Origin of the sequence: Nitrospirillum iridis (assembly GCF_014205765.1) — a bacterium.
Lineage (GTDB): Bacteria > Pseudomonadota > Alphaproteobacteria > Azospirillales > Azospirillaceae > Nitrospirillum > Nitrospirillum iridis.
Window position 1 is genome coordinate 1 of sequence record NZ_JACIIZ010000029.1, and the last position, 18,744, is coordinate 18,744.

An 18,744-nucleotide genomic window follows, 5' to 3' on the forward strand; every position below is an offset into this window, starting at 1 on the left:
TCGCGGGCTTACTTGCCGGCGATGGTCACGGTCAGGGTGTCGGCGTAGCTGCCGGCGATGGCCTGGGCATTGGCCGGGACGGTGACGGACATGGCCGAGGTCTTGTTGAACTGGGCGCCGGAGCGGGTGACGGTGAAGCTGCTGCCCGAGCCGCTGGTGCCGTCGTAGGACGTGGTGTAGCTAACGGCGCTGGCGCCGGTGGCCGAAGACTTCAGCGTGCCGTTGTTGGAAGAGGCGACGGTGATGGTATAGCCGGCGCCGTCGTTGCAGTTCTCGACCACGCTGCCGACCTGAACGTTGCTGGATCCGGAGAGGATGTTCAGGGTGGCGCCGGCGTCGGTGACGGCCACGGTGCAGGTCAGGGCCACGGTGCTGTTCAGTTTGATGGTGCCCGAATTGCCGGCGGTCACGGCCCAGGCGGGGGCGGCGGTGAACAGCGCGGCGGCGACGGTGGCCGAGGCGATACGACGGATCATGGCGGCTTTCTCGGTTCGAAAGTGGGCTTGCTGCCCGTTTGCTTGATAGTCGAATGTCAGCAAAAATGGGGCCATGCCCCGCGGCATTTGCCACATCATCATTAGTTGGTTGATATACCGTGTAAATTTAGGGCGCTGCCGGTTGGCGCCGTGATGGCCCTGGGGCGACAAATGCGAGATGCATCCGCGAAACGCGAGGATTGTCCGGGCGAGTTTGCAGATGCATTTGCATTAATACATACGGGCTGGGTGGCAGCGGCCTTTCGGGCCGCCCCACCCCCAATCACCCGCTTACTTGCCGGCGATGGTGACGGTCAGCGTGTCGCTGTAGCTACCGGCGATGGCCTGGGCGTTGGCCGGCACCGTCACGGACATGGTGGCGGTCTTGTTGAACTGGGCGCCGGAGCGGGTGACGGTGAAGCTGCTGCCCGACCCGTTGGTGCCGTCGTAATTGGTGGTGTAGGCCACAGGCTGGGCGCCGGTCGCCGAGGATTTCAGGCTGCCGCCATTGGCCGACGCGACGGTGATGGTGTAGCCGGCGCCGTCGTTGCAGTTTTCGACCACGCTGCCGACCTGCACGCTGCTGGAGCCGGACAGGATGTTCAGGCTGGCACCGGCATCGGTGACGGCGACGGTGCAGGTCAGCGAAACGGTGCCGCTCAACTTGACCGAGCCGGAGGTGTCGGCCAGGGCCGGGGCGGCGATCAGGGTGGTGGCCAGGGCTGAGGCGGCGACGGCGGCGGCGATGCGGCGGATCATGACGGAAGGTCCTAACGGTTCATGTGGGCTTGTGCCCATTTCATTCATGTCCCGTTATAAGCACTTCGCGTGCCAGAAGCTCATGACCGCGTCTATAATGCATAAATAACAAATGGTTATGAAGAAACAGTCCAGCGCATCCGTGCTGCTGATGGCAGTCCGCCTCGATTTAAATCGCGTTTGCGCTGCACAATGCACCGCACCCATGGGATAGGGTTGATTATAACGGCAATGCATAATGCAAATAAGCAAGCATAGTCTTGACCCCGCGCGCCTTCCCGCCTGCAATGCTCCTGGCGGCGAGCGATCCGCTGGGTGCCCGGCGCGCGATGATCGCCGCACCGCAAACGACGATGGAGGGGACACCCATGGCAAACAGTGAAAAGGGCGGCTTCCGGTGGGAGGATGCCCTGCTGCTGGACGACCAGCTTGAGGGGGACGAGCGGCAGGTGCGCGATAGCGCCCGCGCCTTCTGCCAAGACCGGCTGGCCACCCGGGTGCGCGAGGCCTTCCGGCATGAGATATTCGACCCCGCCATCATGGCGGAGATGGGGGCGCTGGGCCTGCTGGGCATGACCATAGACGGCTATGGCTGCGCCGGCGTGAACCACGTTTGCTATGGTCTGGTGGCGCGCGAGGTGGAACGGGTCGATAGCGGCTATCGCTCGGCCATGAGCGTCCAGTCCTCGCTGGTCATGCACCCCATCCACGCCTATGGCACGGAGGATCAGCGCCAGCGCTACTTGCCGGGGTTGGCCGCCGGGACGCTGATCGGCTGCTTCGGCCTGACGGAACCGGATGCCGGGTCGGACCCCGCCGCCATGAAGACACGGGCGCGCCGGGTGGCGGACGGCTATGTCCTGAGCGGCTCCAAGATGTGGATCACCAATGCGCCGGTGGCCGACGTCTTCGTCGTCTGGGCCAAGGACGATGAGGGGCAGATCCGGGGATTCATCCTGGAAAAGGGGATGAAGGGCCTGTCGGCGCCCAAGATCGACGGCAAATTCTCCCTGCGCGCCTCCATCACCGGGGAGATCGTGATGGATGAGGTCGCGGTGCCGGAGACGGCGCTGCTGCCCGGCGTGGTGGGCCTGAAGGGTCCCTTTGGCTGCCTGAACAAGGCACGCTACGGCATTTCCTGGGGCGCCATGGGGGCGGCGGAGGCGTGCTGGTTCGCGGCGCGCGACTACACACTGAACCGCAACGCCTTCGGCCGGCCGCTGGCCGCGACCCAGTTGATCCAGAAAAAGCTGGCCGACATGCAGACGGAAATCACGCTCGGTTTGCAGGGGGCGCTGCGGCTGGGCCGCTTGATGGACCAGGGCCGGGCGGCGCCGGAGATGATCAGCCTGATGAAGCGCAACAACTGCGGCAAGGCGCTGGACATCGCCCGCACCGCCCGCGACATGCACGGCGGCAACGGCGTTTCCGACGAGTACCCCGTCATCCGCCATGTCCTGAACCTGGAGGCGGTGAACACCTATGAAGGCACGCATGATGTCCACGCCCTGGTGCTCGGCCGGGCGCAGACGGGGTTGCAGGCCTTCGGCTGAGGACGCATCGAACCAGAAAGGTTGGTGGCCGAACAAATCAGCTGGCGATTGATCCACCTCAAAGACGATGCGCCCGGCGTTGGATAGGTCTGGATCATCAGGGCCGGTCGGTCGCCGCCGCCAGGCCGATATCGTCGCAGGGAGGGGCTTCCATGAACATCGTCGCCGACATCACGGTCCGTCCCCCGTCCTGGCTGCCCTTGCCGACTGTACCGCGCTCCGGCGCGGCGGCGCCGCCGTTGGCCGGCATGGCCCTGATCGCCCAGGCGATGGGGCTGGCCGCGCGGCGCGAGGGGCAGGGGCTGCTCTCTAACCCTTTTGAGAGTGTCGACGCAGAAGATGCCCCTGAGGGGGAACTGAGTGCCGCGGCGTGGCGTGACGGCTGGCTCGCCGGGTTGTGAGCCGGGGCGGAGGACGCCGAAAAAGGGGCATTATTTCCATACCGGAATGATATCGGCGGGCCCTGCCGGATCGCCGGGATTCTTCCGGTGGCGTCAACGGCGAAAAAAACGGGGGAAGATGGCGGGTGACAAGGGGACGACGTATCCCTAAGCTATATCTCCTGGCATTTGATTTGGATTATGCTGATCGCAACAGCCCATGGGTTCCAATCCCCGGGGCGGTCCGGTCCGGCGAACGGCCCGGGTTTCGAGAGCCGACCCCCAGAGGGGCGCGTCCGTGAACGGATGTCCCTGGGGCTGTTAAGGAGTAGGGAAGCTATGGTGTTGTCTAGGCGCGGGGGCGAACCGCCCAAACCGGGTGAGTGGATGGAAGAAGTGAAGCTGCCCAAGCGGCGCTTGCTGGTTCACGCCATACACCAGCGGGCGGGACATCCGCCCCATGTCGAATTCCTGGTCGATGGCCGCTCCAGCGACCGCCTCAGCCTGGCGCTGGAGGTCGTGCTGGATAGTGACCGTTTCCGCCGCATGGGCGTGTCGCAGAACGCGGCCTGACGGCGTATCGCCAGACGGCGCATCGATTATCATGATTGGAACGGCCGGGCTGTCCCTCAGCCCGGCCGTTTTGCATTCGGCGGTCAGCGCTCCTGAGATTGGATCCAATGCGCCGCCGCGGCGAGGGCCAGCCGCACGCTTTGATAAAGCCCGGTCGTGCCCGGGTCACCCCATCGGGCCAAGGCGGGGTCCACCAACATGAGGTTGGCGCCCAGCCCGAAATCTTCCACCATCCGGTCCTCGGGGTCGCGCCAGTCGCCATCGTCATCCCGCCTCAGCGGGAAATGGGCGCGGGTGCGATCCAGCAGGCTGGCCGGCGTCTCGGTATAGGCGAAGACGGGCCGGCCCAGCGCGGTGGCGAACCCCATCTCATAGGCGGTGCCGTCGTCGACCGAGGGACCGCGGAAGGGGCTGGCGTTGGCCAGCACCAGGTCCACCCCCCGGATCAGGTCCAGGTTGGCGGCGCGGATGCGCGCGGCATGGGCCGCGGGTGCCTCCCCGGCGACAGGCTTCACCGCCCCGTCCAAGGGAAAGACGCCGACGATGCCGTGCTCGGCGCACAGCGCGCGCAGCGTCTCGGCCGCGGCGGTAGGGTCGGGCAGGAACACCTCCGGCCCCGCCAGATAGGCCCGCCACACCTTCTTGCCCATCCCCATCCCCATCCCCGTCGCCGTGTTCGTCATTTGCCCAGCACCTGGCCGGCCAGCGCCATGGGGGACAGGTCCACGCGGAACAACTCCAAGCCCGGCTCACCCGGACCCGCGTCGCTGAGATTGGGATATTGGGTCAGCAAAGCTGCTGCCTTGGCGTTGGTGTCGTACAGCACCGTCACCGGCGCCGTGATGGCGGCGAAGCCCCAGCTGTGGTTGGTCTTGGGCACCAGCGTGCCGGCGTTGCGCAGATAGTCGGCGAGGATTTCCTGGATCGTCTCCGTCCCGGCGTAGACGACGTTCTTGCCATCCAGGCCGGGGAAGTTACCGCCACCGTTAGCGCGGTAATTGTTGGTGACGACGATGAACTCATCCCCGTCCTTCACCGGCTGACCGTCGTGGCGCAGGTCGACGATGCGGTGGTTGTCGCCTGGCGCCGGCTTGCCGTCACGGGTGAAGCGCGCCGGCTGGGTCAGGTCGATGCGCCAGGTGACGCCGTCGATGACGTCGAAGTCATAGCTGGGGACGGAGCGGTCGACCAGCATCTGCGGCTCCTTCTTGGCGGGATCGATGCGGTTGAAGACCCGCGCCGCCATCTCCAGCCAATCGCGCACCTGGGCGCCCGTCACCTTCACCGCCGTGACGATGTTGGGGTAGAGATAGAGGTCGGCCACGTTGCGCAGGCTAAGCTGCCCGGCGGCGACGTCGGTGAAATAGTCGGGGCCCGGCTTGCCGCCCGCCTTGAACGGTGCCGCCGCCGACAGGAGCGGCAGGCCGGCATAGGGGCCGCCGGCCAGGGCCCTGGCCACATACTCCCGCTGGGCGGTCGACACGATGTCCAGCGCCGGCTGGTCGGCGACGAAGGAGAAATAGGTCTCTATACGTCCGGCGCTCTTGCCCACGGGCTGGCGCACATAGTCCAGCGTCGCCTGGTGGGCCGCCTGGGTGAGGGCCACCACCTCCGCATCCGGTTCCACCTGCGGTGTGGCCTTGCCGTTGACCCGCACCAACACGGCCCGTGTCTCGGCATGGCCGCCGGCGACGGTCCAGCCGCCCTTTCCTCCGTGGGCGTTCGGATCCGGCGACAGGATCAGGTCGATCAGGCCCAGATGGTCGCCGTAGAAGCCGGCCATGACCACCGGCTTGCCGTGGATCAGGCCATTGGCCACATCGCTGTCGGGCAGGGTGGCATAGTCAGCGCCGGGGAAGACGCGGTGGGAATGGCCGGTGACAACGGCGTCGACCTCCCCGATGGCGGCGACCGCCACGCCCGCGTTTTCCGCCATCTTCTGGTAGGGCGCGCCCGACAGGCCGCTGTGCATCACCACCACCACGATGTCGGCGCCCTGGGTCTTGAGGTCGTGGGCCGTCCGGGACGCCACCTCGACAATGTCGGATGTCGTGACCTTGCCTTCCAGCTTGTCCTTGTCCCACAGCACGATCTGGGGCGTCAGCACGCCCACCACGCCGATCCGCACCCTGTGCTTGGCGCCGGTGCCATCCACGAAGTCACGATCCAGGATGACGCCCGCGGGGAACAGGGGCTGCCCGTCCTCCACCCTGTTCACATTGCCGGCCAGCACGGGATACTTGGCCTCCTTCTCCGCCGCCACGGCGTAGTCCAGGCCGAAGTTGAACTCATGATTGCCCATGACGGCGGCGTCGTAGCCCAGCGCGTTCAGCGCGGCGATGATGGGCTGGATCTTGCCGGGCCCCAGACCCTGCACGCGGGCCACGTAATCACCCATGGGCGTGCCCTGGATCAGGTCGCCGGCATCGACCAGCAGGGTGTTGGGCTTCTCCGCCCTGGCCTTGCGGATCAGGCTGGCCACCCGCACCAGGCCGATGCCGGGGTCGGGCTTGTCGGCGTAGTAGTCGTAGTCCATGACGTTCATGTGCAGGTCGGTCGTGGACAGGATCTGCACGTCGATCTGGTCGGGCTTCACCTCCGGCGCGGCCGCGCACACCCCCCCATACAACAGGGTGGCGGTAAACAGCAGGGCGGCCAGGCGGCGGGAGGCGGGCATGCGGGGGCATCCTTGATCTGGGCGTCGGTAAGCGGGCGCGGGCGCGCCTGGGCCGGAGGGGCCGGCCCAGGCATCGGTCATGGGCTTTACAGCGGCGGTGTTACACCCGCGCCATCGGCCGTGGCCTTGATGTAGGTCGCCTACCGGTCTTTGACATAGGCCCGTCCCGCCGCCTTGGGCGGAATGGACTTGCCCACGAAGCCCGCCAGCAGCAGCACGGTCAGGATATAGGGCAGAACCTCGATGATCTGCACCGGCACCGTGCCGATGACGGGCATGGCGACGCCCTGCAGCCGTGTCTGCAAGGCGTCGGTGGCGGCGAACAACAGACAGCCGGCCAGGGTGGGATAGGGCCGCCATTTGCCCAGGATCAGGGCCGCCAGGGCCAGATAGCCCTTACCGGCGGTCATGTTCTCCTGGAAGCCCGCCCCTTGCGCCGTGGACAGATAGGCGCCAGCCACGCCGCACAGCGCGCCGGTGATCAGCACGGCGCGATACCGCAGCCAGGTCACGGAAATGCCGGCGGTGTCGACGGCGGCCGGATTCTCCCCCACCGCGCGCAGGCGCAGGCCGAACCGGGTGCGGTAGGCGATCCACGAGGTCGCGGGCACCGCCAGGGCGGCGAGATAGACCAGCACGTTCTGCCCGCCGATGACCTCGCCATAGAGGCGGCCCAGCAGGGGCACGCCGCGCACGGTTTCGGCCAGGGGGAAATGCAGGCTGAGGAAGCGCTGCCCGCTGTCCAGCGAGGGCGTGCGCCCGCCCAGGTCGAACCAGGCGTTGGACAGCACGGCGGTCAGGCCGGCGGCGATGGTGTTGATGGCCACGCCGGCCACCACCTGGTCGCCCCGATGGGTGATGCAGGCGAAGCCGTGCACCAGCGCCAGCACCAGCGACGCGGCGATGGCGGCGGCCAGGCCCAGCCAGGGCGATCCGGTGACGGCGGCGGTGGCGGCGGCGGCGAAGGCGCCGGTCAGCATCTTGCCTTCCAGGCCGATGTCGACCACGCCGGCGCGCTCCGAATAAAAGCCGGCCAGGGCGGCCAGCACCAGGGGGGTTGCCAGGCGCACGGTGCTGGCCAGCAGCGACACGATCCACAGGGCGGTATCGTCCATGATCTCTCTCCCCCGGATCTCAGGCGCGCTGGCCGGCGCCGGCGGGCGCCTTGGGCTTCAACAGGCGCACCAGCGCCGGGCGGAACATGTGCTCCAAGGCACCGGAGAACAGGATGACCACGCCCTGGATGACCACCACCAGGCGGGGGCTGATCTCATTGTACTCGAACGACAGTTCGGCTCCGCCCTGGTAGAGGGCGCCGAACAGCAGCGACGACAGCACGATGCCCACGGGATGCCCCCGGCCCATCAGGGCTACGGCGATGCCGGTGAAGCCCATGCCGGCCTGGAAGTTCAGGGTGACGCGGTGCTGCACGCCCTGCAGCTCATTGATGCCCACCAGGCCGGCCAGCGCGCCGGAAAGGGCCATGGCGACGACGATGGTGGTGCGGGCGTTGATGCCGGCATAGCGCGCGGCGGCGTCATTGGCGCCCACGGTGCGCATCTGGAAGCCCCAGCGGGTGTGCCAGATGAAGAACCAGACGCCGACGGCGCAGAGCAGCGCCACGACCAGCGACAGGTTCAGGGGCAGGGTGGAGGTGCGGTAGCCCAGCGCGGCCGCGATCTCCTTCACCCCCGGCAGGAAGGTGCTTTCGGCGAACTCGCGGCTTTCCGGCGCCATCTGGCCATGTTCCAGCAGGGGGCCGCCCAGCAGGTAGACCATGAGCGCGGAGGCCAGGAAGTTGAACATGATGGTGGTGATGACGATGTGGCTGCCGCGATAGGCCTGCAGATAACCCGGGATCAGGCCCCACACCGCGCCGAACAGGGCGCCGGCCAGCACGGCCACGGGCAGCACCGCGTACCAGGGCCAGCCGGTCAGGGCCAGGCACACCAGGCCGGTGCCCAGGCCGCCGATATAGGCCTGGCCCTCGCCACCGATGTTGAACAGGCCGGTATGGTTGGCGACCGCCACGGCCAGGCCGGTGAAGATCAGGCTGGTGGCGTAATAAAGGGTGTAGCTCAGGCCCGTGCCGGTACCGACCGCCCCCTTGACCATGAAGGCCAGGGCGGAGACCGGGTCCTGGCCGATGGCCAGGATGACGAGGGAGGAAACCACCAGGGCGGCGCCCAGATTGATGGCCGGCAGCAGGGCCAGCGTGGCCCAGCGCGGCAAGCCGTCGGTATTGGTGGACACGCTCATGCCGCCCCTCCGCCCGCATTGGCTTGCGGGCCCTGTTCCGTGGTGTTGGTTTCCGTGTCGTCGGTGATGCCGGCCATCAGGCGGCCGATCAGGCCCTCATCCGCGTCCTCGGCCGCCAGTTCGCCGGTGATGGCGCCGTCGCACATCACCAGGATGCGGTCGGATAGGGCCAGGATCTCCTCCAACTCGGCGGAGACCAGCAGGATGGCCTTGCCGGCGTCGCGCATCGCCAGCAGGCGGCGGTGGATGAACTCGATGGCGCCGATGTCCACGCCGCGCGTGGGCTGGCCCACCAGCAGCACGTTGGGGTCCCGCTCCATCTCCCGGCCCAGCACCAGCTTCTGCTGGTTGCCGCCGGAGAAGAGGGAGGTGCGCAAGGACGGCTGGCGGGGGCGGACGTCCCAATCCTCCATCAGCTTGGCGGTGGCGGCGGCCACCCGCTTCCAGTTCAGGCGCGGGCCATCGGCCATGGCCGGATCGTTCTGGTAGCCCAGCAGCGCGTTCTCAAAGGCGGGGAAGGGCTTCACCACGCCCCGGCGCAGGCGGTCCTCCGGCACATGGGCGATGCCCTGGCGCCGGGCCTGGGCCGGGTCCATGGGGGCGTCGGGCGTCACGTCGCGGCCGTTGATGTGGAAGCGGCCGCGCTGGAAGGGCGTCATGCCCGACAGCGCCTCCAGCAGTTCCGACTGGCCGTTGCCGGCCACGCCGGCCACGCCGACAATCTCGCCCGCCCGCACCCGGAAGGTGGCGTGCTTCAGCCGCTCCACCCCCTGGTCGTCGAACACGCTCAGATCCTCGACCGTCAGCAGGGGCGCGCCGGCCGGCTTCCCCGGCCGCCGGACCGCCGGGTTGGCGCGGCGGCCCACCATGGCCTCGGCCAGCGCCGTCTCGTTGGTGTCCCTGGTGTCGAAATGGGCGACCACCGCCCCCTGGCGCAGCACCGACACGGCGTCGGTGATGGCCATGATCTCCTTCAGCTTGTGGGTGATCATCAGGATGGTGCGGCCCTGGGCGCGCAGCGCGTCCAGGATGCGGAACAAATCCTGCACCTCCGGCGGCGACAGCACGGCCGTCGGCTCATCCAGGATCAGCACCTGGGCGCCGCGGTAGAGCGCCTTCAGGATTTCCACCCGTTGCTGCACGCCCACGTTCAGGTCGGCGACCTTGGCGTCCAGCGGCACGTCCAGGCGGTAGGCCTTCTCCAGCCGCTCCACCTCCGCCCTGGCCTTTTTGATGCCATCCTTCAGCAGGGCGCCGCCTTCGGCCCCCAGCATCAGGTTTTCCAGCACGGTGAAGTCCTCCACCAGCATGAAGTGCTGGTGGACCATGCCGATGCCCAGGTGGATGGCGTCCTGGGGCGTGCGGATGCGCACTACCTGGCCGTTCACCAGGATCTCGCCCTCATCGGCCTGGTAAAAGCCGTAGAGGATGCTCATCAGCGTGGATTTGCCGGCGCCGTTCTCCCCCACCAGGCCATGGATGGACCCGGCGCGGATGCGCAGCGAGACCGCCTTGTTGGCGTGGACGGGGCCGAAGCGCTTGTCGATGCCCACCAGCTCCACGGCCCAGGGGCCCGGTTGCGGCGGCGCGGATGCGGGGGGGACGGTCTGCGACACGGGGCGGCTGGTCTCTGGTCAGGGGCCGGAAGGGGCTCGGGCGGGAATGGGGCGGCTTGGGGTCAGTACTTGCAGCCGTTGGTTTCATCGTAGTTGGCGACCTTGCGGGTGCCAGCCTGGATTTCGGCGGACGCCGCGTCCAGCGCCGCCTTCATTTCCGGCGTCACCAGCTTGGCGTTGTTCGCGTCCAGCGCCCAGCCCACGCCTTCTTCCTTCAGGCCCAAGGTGCGCACGCCGGCCTGCCAGGTGCCGTCCTGGGCCGCCTTGATGGCGTTGTAGGCGGCCACGTCCACCCGCTTGACCATGGAGGTCAGGACGTGGCCCGGGAACAGGTGGTTCTGGTTGCTGTCGACGCCGATGGCCAGCCGGTCCGCGTCCTTGGCCGCTTGCAGCACGCCCATGCCGCTTTGGCCGGCGGCGGCGAAGACCACGTCCACGCCCCGGTCGAACTGGCTTTTCGCCAGCTCCCCACCGCGCGTTGGGTCGGACCAGGCGGCCGGCGTGGTGCCGACCATGTTGACCAGGATGTGATCGTCCGGGGCGACGGCCTTCACCCCCTGCTCATAGCCACATTCGAATCGGCGGATCAGGGGGATGTCCATGCCGCCGACGAAGCCCACGGTGTTGGTCTTGCTGCTCAGGGCCGCCAGCATGCCCACCAGGTAGGACCCCTCCTGCTCCGAAAACAGGATGGACTGGACGTTGGGTAGATTCACCACGCCGTCGATCAGGGTGAATTTGATCTCCGGGAATTCCTTGGCGACCTTGGCCACGGCCGGCGCCTGGCTGAAACCCACGGCCAGGATGATGTCGGCGCCGTGCTCGGCCAGGCGGCGCAGGTACTGCTCGCGCTGGACGTCGTTGCTGATTTCCAGCGCCTTGTAGGTGATGCCGGTTTCGCGATGGAAGCGCTCGATGCCCGTCAGGACACCTTCATTGAAGGACTTGTCGTACTTGCCGCCGTAGTCGAACACCACGCCCGGAAAGAAGGCGGCCTCCGCCCCACGGGTGGGGGCGGTCAGCGCGCAGCTCAACAGGGCGGCCGCCACCAATGCCGCGCGGATCGCTTTACTCATAAAGGGTCCCTGCCTCCGTGGGGCATTCTCATGGACGGTGGCGAATGGAAGGCCGCACCGCCTGCTTTCTGAAACTATCCATTTCCCAAGGTCCCGGCAAGCCGGGGGCAAGGGGGCCGGGCACGGCATGGCACCCTGGCTGATCCTGACCAAACGGTCAAGGTTCGGCGCAGGCGCCCCGTTCGCCATGTGTGGTTGCGGCGATGCTGCCGTCAAGGTTGCGGGCGAATGCGACACTTTCATGATGGGGCGGCACCGCGCGGCTTTCAGGGTTGAACGCGGTTCCACCGGCGGGCACTCTGCCGCCCATTTCCGCCCGACAGTATCCGAGATGCCATGAGCCGGTTCAGCCCGATTCCCGAGACCACCCGCCGCGCCCTGCTGAAAACCTTCGGCGCCGGCGCGGCCACGGCCTTCCTGCTGCCGTCGTCCGTGGGCTCGGCCCTGGCCCAGGCGGCGTTCGCCAACGACCCGTTCTCGCTGGGTGTGGCCTCGGGCGAGCCGCTGCCCGATGGCTTCGTGCTGTGGACCCGCCTGGCGCCCGATCCGCTGGCCTTCGGCTACGGCATGCCCAAGCGCCCGGTGGAGGTGGATTGGGAAGTGGCGACGGATGAGCGCATGCGCAACATCGTCCAACAGGGCAGTGAGGTGGCGCGGCCGGAACTGGGCCACGCCGTGCACGCCGAGGTGGGCGGGCTGGAGCCGGGGCGCGACTATTACTACCGCTTCACCGTGGGGGCGGAGCGCAGCATGGTGGGCCGGGCCCGCACGGCGCCGGCCTTGGGCGCCAAGGTGGAGCGGCTGCGCCTGGGCGTGGTCGGCTGCCAGAATTACGAGGACGGCTACTACACCGCCTTCCGCCACCTGGCGGTGGAACGGCCGGACTTCGTCTTCCACTATGGCGACTATATCTATGAGAACCGGGTGCGGACGCATGAGACCAGCCGCTATTATGGTGGCCTGCCCCAGCCGACCGCCCGGAACCACGTCGGGGACGAGCCCTATTCGCTGGACGAATACCGCCGCCGCTATGCCCAGTACACCATGGACATCGACCTGCAGGTGGCCCGCGCCGCTTGCCCCTGGCTGGTGACCTGGGACGACCATGAGGTCGACAACAACTGGACAGGCAGCACCGATGGCGCCGGCATCGCCCCGCCGGAATATTTCCTGCTGCGGCGGGTGGCGGCGGCCCAAGCCTACTACGAGCATATGCCGCTGCGCCGCGCCTCCTGGCCCAAGGGGCCGGACATGCAGATCTACCGCCGCGCCGCCTTCGGCAACCTGATCGACCTGCATTTGCTGGACACCCGCCAGTTCCGCACCGACCAGCCCTGCGGCGATGGCTTCAAGCCGGCCTGCGACGGCCAGGACGACGATGACGCCCAGGTGCTGGGGGAGGAGCAGGAGCGGTGGCTGTTCGAGGGGCTGGACCGCGCCCGCGCCCGCTGGAACATCATCGGCCAGCAGGTGATGATGATGTCCATGAACCGCGAGCCCTGGCATGGCCCCATCCTCAACATGGACAGCTGGGAAGGCTATCACCAGCCGCGCCAGCGCCTGCTGCGCCACATCGCCGACCGCCGACTGAACAATGTGGTGGTGCTGACGGGGGACGAGCACCAGAACTTCGTCGGCGACCTCAAGACCGATTTCCACAGCGACAAGGCGGCGGTCATCGCCACCGAATTCGTCGGCACCTCCATCAGCTCCGGCGGCGACGGCGCTGACAAGCGCCCCCGCCATGAGGAAATCCTGCGCGGCAACCCGCACATCCGCTTCATGAACGACCAGCGCGGCTATCTGATGTGCGACATCGGCCATGACAAGCTGACGGCCAACTTCCGCGTCATGGACCGCGTCACCACCCCCGGCGGCGCCATCAGCACCCGCGCCAGCTTCGTGGTGGAGCCGGGCAAGCCGGGGGCGAAGCAAGCATAAAGGGTAAAGTAGACTGCTGTTCGTCTCTATGGGGCGCTGATGCGGAGATATCACCCGTTTTGCGGGTGATTTGTCGTGCCTAAGACTGTAGTCTCCTCTCAACCAACCGAGGGGGACAGTCATGACAGTTTCGACGCGCCACCGATCCCGTTTCTGGGCCATTGCCGTCCTGATGGCCCAGGGTGCCTCATGGATGCCGTCCACGGCATCGGCCCAGTGCACCTATCCCACTGCCGGGACAAGCTTCGCGCTGAACATCGTCCCGCAGGATGGCGTGGCGGCGCCGGTCGGGCGCTACATGACGACCATTCGCATTGGCGGGGGCCAGGTGCGCGACGCTGTGGTCGATACCGGTTCCATCGGCCTGGTCATCAACCAGTCCGGCGTGGACCAGGCGCTTTTCCAGCAATCCAAGACCCCGGCGCAGATGCTCTACACCAGTTCCATGGACTATCTGTGGGGCCGGCAGGTGACGGCGCCGGTGACGTTCGTGCAACCGGGCTCCACGACGTCGGCCATCAAGGTGCTGGGCGCCAGCACGCCCGTGGCCATCACAGCGGTGGAATGCGTGTGCAAGGCGACCAAGGGCGGGGCGGGCGGCAAGGCGCCGGCCGTCGCTACCGTGCCGACGCCTGAACAGTGTTCCAAGCTGGATGGCCAGACCACCACCGCCAGCGGCGTGGACGTCACGCTGGGAAACTGCCAAGCGCAGGAAAAGGGCGCGACAGCCTGGATGGGTGTCGGTTTCGGCCGGGGCAAGAACGGTGCCGGTGTGTCAGTGGCGGAAAACCCGCTGGTGCACATCGCGGGTGACCAGGTGCATCAGGGTTACGTCATCGCCGGCGACGCCATCACCGTTGGGCTGAATGCCGGCACCGTTCAGGACTATGCCTTCGTCCCGCTGACCAACAACAGCAAGTCCGGCCCCGCGCAATGGAATGAGGCCCAGGCCGTGCCGGTGCTGGGCGATGCTGCCCAGACGACCCTCGCGTCCGGGGCCCTGCTGATGGACGTCGGGATCGACTTCATCATCCTGAATGCGCCCCAGGCAGGCATCGACCAGGCGGGCCTGACCGCCCAGGCCTGCCAGCCGGTCGATGGCCACTACAAGACCATCGTCAAGCCGGGGACGGCGATCACCGTCAACATCCCTGACCCGGTCACGGGCAAGATCACGGCCAGCTATCGGACGGTGGCGAAGGACGCGTGTGCGCCCGAGGGCCCGGGGGTGGTAGCCGTGGTCATCGGGCCGGACAGCGCCACCGGGCCGGCGGCCTACAACACCGGCCGCTCCCTGATCCCCCACCTGAACTACGCGTTTGACAACCAGTGCGGCCGGCTGGGCTTCAAGGCCGCCGCCCGCTGATGACGGCTTACGCCGCTTCAACCCGCAGCGCCGTGCCCTCCACCCCCACGACGCGGACGGGGGCGCCGGCGGGCAGGCCATCCGGCCCGTAAACGATCCAGGCGCCGTCGTCCAGGCGGGCGCGGCCCTGGCCGTTGGCGATGGCGGTTTCCAGCGTCAGCACCCGGCCCAGATACTGGCCGGCGCGGTCGTTCAACGGCGTGGGCGGGGTCTCGGGCGTCCCCGCCATCGGGCCCAGCAGGCGGCGGGTGGCCAGCAGCAGGGCGGCCGCCAGTACGGCGAACAGCACCGCCTGGCCCACCAGGGCGAAGGACGGGACGAGGAACAGCACCGATCCCACCAGCACCGCCGCCACCCCCAGCCACAACAGGCCGAAGCCGGGCGTCACCATTTCCACCAGCGCCAGGGCGACGCCCGCCGCCCACCAGTGCCAGGCGTGGGGCGTCCAGTCGGTGAAGTCGGGCATGGGGGTTCCTCCGTCAGCCGCCGGGCGTGGTCCACGGGCCGGGCGCCGGCGGCGGCGTTGATGGATCCGGACGCCGGGGGGCGGGCCTGGCCGGGGTGGCCGGCAGGCCGGCGAAGCTGTCCTTGGCCAGTTCGGCGATGCCGCCCAGCGCGCCCAGGATGCTGGTCGACTCCATGGGCATGAACAGGATTTTCTGGTTGGGGCTGGCGGCGAAGCTTTTCAGCGCGTCGACATAGCGCTGGGCGATGAAGTAGTTCACCGCCTGCACGTTGCCGCCGGATATCGCCTCGGACACCACGCGGGTGGCGGTGGCTTCCGCCTCCGCCAGGCGCACGCGGCCCTCCGCCTCGCGGAAGGCCGCCTCCTTCTTGCCCTCGGCCTGCAGGATGGCGGACTGTTTTTCACCCTCCGCCCGCAGGATGGCGGATTGGCGCTGGCCTTCGGCCTCCAGGATCAGGGCGCGGCGTTCCCGTTCCGCCTTCATCTGGCGGGCCATGCTGTCGATCAGGTCGCGCGGCGGCTGGATGTCGCGGATTTCAACGCGGGTGATCTTCACCCCCCAGGGGTGGGTGGCGGCGTCCACCACGTTCAGCAGGCGGGCGTTGATGGCGTCACGCTGCGACAGCAGTTCGTCCAGGTCCATGGAACCCATGACCGTGCGCAAATTGGTCATGGTCAGGTTCAGGACCGCCCGGTCCAGGTTGCGCACCTCATAGCTGGCCTTGGCGGCGTCCAGCACCTGGAAGAACAGCACGCCGTCCACCGTCACCATGGCGTTGTCCTTGGTGATGATCTCCTGCGACGGCACGTCCAGCACCACTTCCTGCATGGTCTGGCGGGCGCCGATACGGTCGACGAAGGGGACGATGATGGCCAGGCCCGGCTTCAGGGTGCGGGTATAGCGGCCGAACCGCTCCACCGTGAATTCCATCCCCTGGGGCACGGTCTTGATGCTGCTGTAGACCAGGACGATGGCGAAGACCAGGATGGCCAAGGCGAACAGGCCGAAAGGCGACAAGGCATCTCTCCCGCTTGTTGGGGCTGCGGCCCTTTCCCCCACTATGCCATAACGCGCGTGCCGCTACCCGGTCTTTCGCCCCTTTTGGGTGCCCGTTGGGATGCGGAGTCTCAAAGCTGGTTCAGGGCCATCCACCGCGCCTTGGCCGCGACGTAGTCGGCATCGCCCAGCACGCAGTCCAGCTGCGGCAGGCGGGTGATCAGCGGCTGGTTGGGCACGGCCCCGGCCATCCAGTCGCGGCCCAATTGCCGGATCAGGGCGATCTGCGCCGGTTCCACGGCGTCGGCCGGCAGGGCCGCCAGGGGGGCGAAGCGCCCGCCGGCCAGGCCGGGCGGCGCCACCCAGGCGCCCTGCCGCAGCACCGGCTGGATCGACACGTTCATCCGCACCAGCCCGCCCAGGGCCGCCGGGTCGCCACCGGCCAGGCGCTGGGCCAGGATGTGGGCCTGCAGGCTGGCGGTGTCCGGCGGGTCGTCCAGCGTGGTCTGCGCCAGCAGGGCCAGATCGCCCAGGGTGCCCAGCGCGCCCGTCGGTTCCGCCAGCTCGGGCGGGGGTTGGCTGGTGCTGGTCACCGGCGCGTGGCGCACCGTGCCGCTGCCCAGGCTGAGGATTTCCAGCCCGGTCGACCCGCCAGGCTGGGACAGCGCCTCCATCACCGCCAGCATCACCGGGTTGTTGCAGCCCGACAGGCCGCCGTCCCAATAAAGCCGCCCCTCGCACGCGGCGGGGGCGTCGAAGAAGGCCACGGGTGCTGTGCTGCTGGCGTGGATGACCGCCGCCAGCGGGGCGGTGGACGCCTGTGGCTCCGTCACCGGGGTGGCCAGGCCGGGATAGCTGCGGAACAGGGTGGCGCGGCGCTGCGCATAATCCTGTGCGGGGATGAACACCTTCACCGGCGTGGTGCCGCCGCGGGCCGGCGGCAGGGGCAGGCGGGCCATGGGGCAGGCGGCGAGGGCCAGCGGTCGTGCCTGACCGTCCACCGTGGCAGAGGCTGGCGGCATCAGGCTGGTGTCGTCCAGCATGGCGGTCAGGCCGGCCAGTTTGCCCTCGGTGCTGTATTTGGGGCCGAGGTCCAGGCTAGCCACCAGCCGGTCCAGCCCATCCACCTTGACGAACAGGCCGGCCCGCCGCGCATCATCGACGAACAGGTTCAGGATCTGCGTCGGCGTCAGGTTCTTGATCAGGCCGCCCAGCACGATGGCCCCGGCCGACGTGCCGGCCGCCATGTCGAATTCCGCCAGGATGTCATGGCCGGGCGTGTCGGCGCCGTACAGGTCGGCCAGGGCCATGGCCTCCAGCAGGGCCCAGGGGCCGCCGCCGTCCAGCGCCAGGATGCGGTATGACATGGCTCTTCCCCCCTGAAAACCGTCACAGGCGGCGTACGGCGATCCTGCCCGTGGGGCGCACGGTGATTTCCAGGTGCGCCCCTTGCGTCACCTCATGGATGGCGCGGGGACGATAGCATACCGCGTTGCCGCCCCCGGCGTGGCGGACGCTGCGGTATAGGATGCCGTTGACATCGGTCCTGGCGCGGACCGACTCGCCGAAGCGCTGGGCGGCGCCATAGTGGGCGGGGTCGTGCAGGCCGGGGCCGTCATCGGCCCGGATGTCGACATAGCGACCATCCAGGCGGGCACTATAGCAGCGGCATTCCACCCGCATTTCTGGGGCGTTGGTGTTCACCGCCTCGCGCCGCAGATGGTGCGCCACCTCGGCCACCGCCGTGTTCATCGCCAGCCCGGCGTACCAGGCGCCCAGTTCAGGGGTGGTGAAGCGCAGGCCGCCGGGGGCGGCGTGCAGGAAGGCGGCCATGACGATGCTGGCGTTGGGCACGCCGTAGACGCGGTCGTCCGGCGCCAGCCGGGCCAGGCGCTGCTTCACCAGCCGGTCATTGGTCCAGCCCTCCAGTTCCATCACCGCGTCCAGGTCGGCGGCCGATGCCACCGTTTCGAACGCGGACACGGGTGGGAAGCGTGACGGCACCAGCCGGAAGGTCGGGTCCGGCAGTGAGGTGACGGGGAAGGCTGCCGGGCTCATAGATAGACGATGTCGTCGTCGGTCAGCGGCGGCAGCGCGTCGTCATATCCGGGGATGGGCGCGGTGAAGGTGCCGCCGCGCCAGGCGTCCAGATGCCGCCGCACGGCCAGCAGGCCGTCCTGGGTGCCGGACAGCAGCAGGTCCAGCGGCGCCTGGCCGCCGAACAGCAGGCCGCGGTTGGGCGTGCGCAGCCAGGCCACGCCGTCGCCCGCGCGGGGGAACAGGATCACCAGAGCCTTGTGGATACCCAGCACGGCCGACAGGCGCAGCAGGGTATCCAGTTGCAGGGACAGGTCCTGGCCGGCGCGCGCCTTCGCCGCCCAGCCGTGATAGGTCGACCGCCCCGGGCGCCCCAGAAGGGTCCGCCGCTCCTCCTCCCCCAGTTTCCACTGGTCGGCGATGGCCAGAAAGGCGCGCAAGCCCGGTCCGCTGACCCGCCGACGCTGGGTGCTGTCGGCCAAACTGAGGTCGACCATGGTCGGCGTGGCCTGGGTCGCGGTCTCGTGCGCGGCGAGCATGGGAAACCCTCCAATGTCCAATACTGGAT

Annotated in this window: 18 protein-coding genes; 5 read left to right on the top strand and 13 right to left on the bottom strand. The window is 68.3% G+C overall.

Annotated features, from left to right (window positions below; all coding sequences use genetic code 11):
• Window positions 1–8: 8 nt before the first annotated feature.
• Window positions 9–476, bottom strand: a complete 468-nt coding sequence (locus FHS74_RS31075; protein WP_184807778.1) for a Csu type fimbrial protein — start codon at window positions 474–476, stop codon at window positions 9–11.
• Window positions 477–767: 291 nt separating this feature from the next.
• A complete protein-coding gene (locus FHS74_RS29125; RefSeq protein ID WP_184807779.1) occupies window positions 768–1,235 on the bottom strand; it encodes a Csu type fimbrial protein in 468 nt (155 codons plus the stop codon).
• Between the two features lie 368 nt (window positions 1,236–1,603).
• On the opposite strand from FHS74_RS29125, the gene FHS74_RS29130 reads away from it, so the two are divergent.
• The 3 genes from FHS74_RS29130 to FHS74_RS29140 all read left to right on the top strand — a co-directional run bounded on the left by FHS74_RS29130 (window position 1,604) and on the right by FHS74_RS29140 (window position 3,741).
• Entirely contained in the window at window positions 1,604–2,788 is a 1,185-nt protein-coding gene (locus FHS74_RS29130; RefSeq protein WP_184807780.1) for an acyl-CoA dehydrogenase, read from the top strand.
• A gap of 152 nt (window positions 2,789–2,940) precedes the next feature.
• On the top strand, window positions 2,941–3,189 hold the full coding sequence (locus FHS74_RS29135; RefSeq protein ID WP_184807781.1) for a hypothetical protein: 249 nt from the start codon (window positions 2,941–2,943) through the stop codon (window positions 3,187–3,189).
• Window positions 3,190–3,555: 366 nt separating this feature from the next.
• Window positions 3,556–3,741 (top strand): hypothetical protein, encoded by a 186-nt coding sequence (locus FHS74_RS29140; RefSeq protein ID WP_040849248.1) that lies wholly within the window; start codon window positions 3,556–3,558, stop codon window positions 3,739–3,741.
• A gap of 83 nt (window positions 3,742–3,824) precedes the next feature.
• Here FHS74_RS29140 and FHS74_RS29145 read toward each other — a convergent pair whose 3' ends face one another.
• The 6 genes from FHS74_RS29145 to FHS74_RS29170 form a co-directional block, all read right to left on the bottom strand.
• Window positions 3,825–4,424, bottom strand: coding sequence for a nucleoside 2-deoxyribosyltransferase (locus FHS74_RS29145; RefSeq protein WP_211106625.1), 600 nt, complete (start codon window positions 4,422–4,424; stop codon window positions 3,825–3,827).
• Entirely contained in the window at window positions 4,421–6,418 is a 1,998-nt protein-coding gene (locus tag FHS74_RS29150) for a bifunctional 2',3'-cyclic-nucleotide 2'-phosphodiesterase/3'-nucleotidase (protein ID WP_184807782.1), read from the bottom strand. The genes FHS74_RS29145 and FHS74_RS29150 overlap by 4 nt, the downstream gene beginning before the upstream one ends.
• Before the next feature lie 140 nt (window positions 6,419–6,558).
• The gene (locus tag FHS74_RS29155; protein WP_184807783.1) at window positions 6,559–7,533 is read right to left on the bottom strand and encodes an ABC transporter permease; all 975 of its coding nucleotides are present in this window, start codon (window positions 7,531–7,533) and stop codon (window positions 6,559–6,561) included.
• Window positions 7,534–7,552: 19 nt separating this feature from the next.
• A complete protein-coding gene (locus FHS74_RS29160; protein WP_184807784.1) occupies window positions 7,553–8,677 on the bottom strand; it encodes an ABC transporter permease in 1,125 nt (374 codons plus the stop codon).
• Window positions 8,674–10,293, bottom strand: coding sequence for an ABC transporter ATP-binding protein (locus FHS74_RS29165; protein ID WP_343067071.1), 1,620 nt, complete (start codon window positions 10,291–10,293; stop codon window positions 8,674–8,676). The genes FHS74_RS29160 and FHS74_RS29165 overlap by 4 nt, the downstream gene beginning before the upstream one ends.
• 62 nt (window positions 10,294–10,355) lie before the next feature.
• Window positions 10,356–11,369 carry a BMP family lipoprotein gene (locus FHS74_RS29170; protein WP_184807785.1) on the bottom strand — a complete coding sequence of 338 codons (1,014 nt, stop codon included), beginning with the start codon at window positions 11,367–11,369 and terminating at the stop codon, window positions 10,356–10,358.
• Between the two features lie 336 nt (window positions 11,370–11,705).
• Between FHS74_RS29170 and FHS74_RS29175 the strand changes: the two genes are divergently transcribed.
• Both FHS74_RS29175 and FHS74_RS29180 read left to right on the top strand, forming a co-directional pair.
• Window positions 11,706–13,310, top strand: coding sequence for an alkaline phosphatase D family protein (locus tag FHS74_RS29175; RefSeq protein ID WP_184807786.1), 1,605 nt, complete (start codon window positions 11,706–11,708; stop codon window positions 13,308–13,310).
• Window positions 13,311–13,431: 121 nt separating this feature from the next.
• The gene (locus FHS74_RS29180) at window positions 13,432–14,676 is read left to right on the top strand and encodes a hypothetical protein (RefSeq protein WP_184807787.1); all 1,245 of its coding nucleotides are present in this window, start codon (window positions 13,432–13,434) and stop codon (window positions 14,674–14,676) included.
• Between the two features lie 7 nt (window positions 14,677–14,683).
• Here the strand turns inward: FHS74_RS29180 and FHS74_RS29185 are convergent, their stop codons facing one another.
• The 5 genes from FHS74_RS29185 to FHS74_RS29205 all read right to left on the bottom strand — a co-directional run bounded on the left by FHS74_RS29185 (window position 14,684) and on the right by FHS74_RS29205 (window position 18,715).
• Complete coding sequence (locus FHS74_RS29185; protein ID WP_184807788.1) at window positions 14,684–15,142, bottom strand: NfeD family protein; 459 nt, start codon at window positions 15,140–15,142, stop codon at window positions 14,684–14,686.
• 13 nt (window positions 15,143–15,155) lie between these two features.
• Window positions 15,156–16,160, bottom strand: coding sequence for an SPFH domain-containing protein (locus tag FHS74_RS29190; protein ID WP_246463459.1), 1,005 nt, complete (start codon window positions 16,158–16,160; stop codon window positions 15,156–15,158).
• A 110-nt stretch (window positions 16,161–16,270) separates the two neighbouring features.
• Window positions 16,271–17,506 (bottom strand): patatin-like phospholipase family protein, encoded by a 1,236-nt coding sequence (locus FHS74_RS29195; RefSeq protein ID WP_184807789.1) that lies wholly within the window; start codon window positions 17,504–17,506, stop codon window positions 16,271–16,273.
• A 22-nt stretch (window positions 17,507–17,528) separates the two neighbouring features.
• A complete protein-coding gene (locus FHS74_RS29200) occupies window positions 17,529–18,197 on the bottom strand; it encodes an RES family NAD+ phosphorylase (RefSeq protein ID WP_184807790.1) in 669 nt (222 codons plus the stop codon).
• Entirely contained in the window at window positions 18,194–18,715 is a 522-nt protein-coding gene (locus FHS74_RS29205) for an MbcA/ParS/Xre antitoxin family protein (RefSeq protein ID WP_246463460.1), read from the bottom strand. Before FHS74_RS29205 ends, FHS74_RS29200 begins: the two co-directional genes overlap by 4 nt.
• Window positions 18,716–18,744 lie beyond the last annotated feature (29 nt).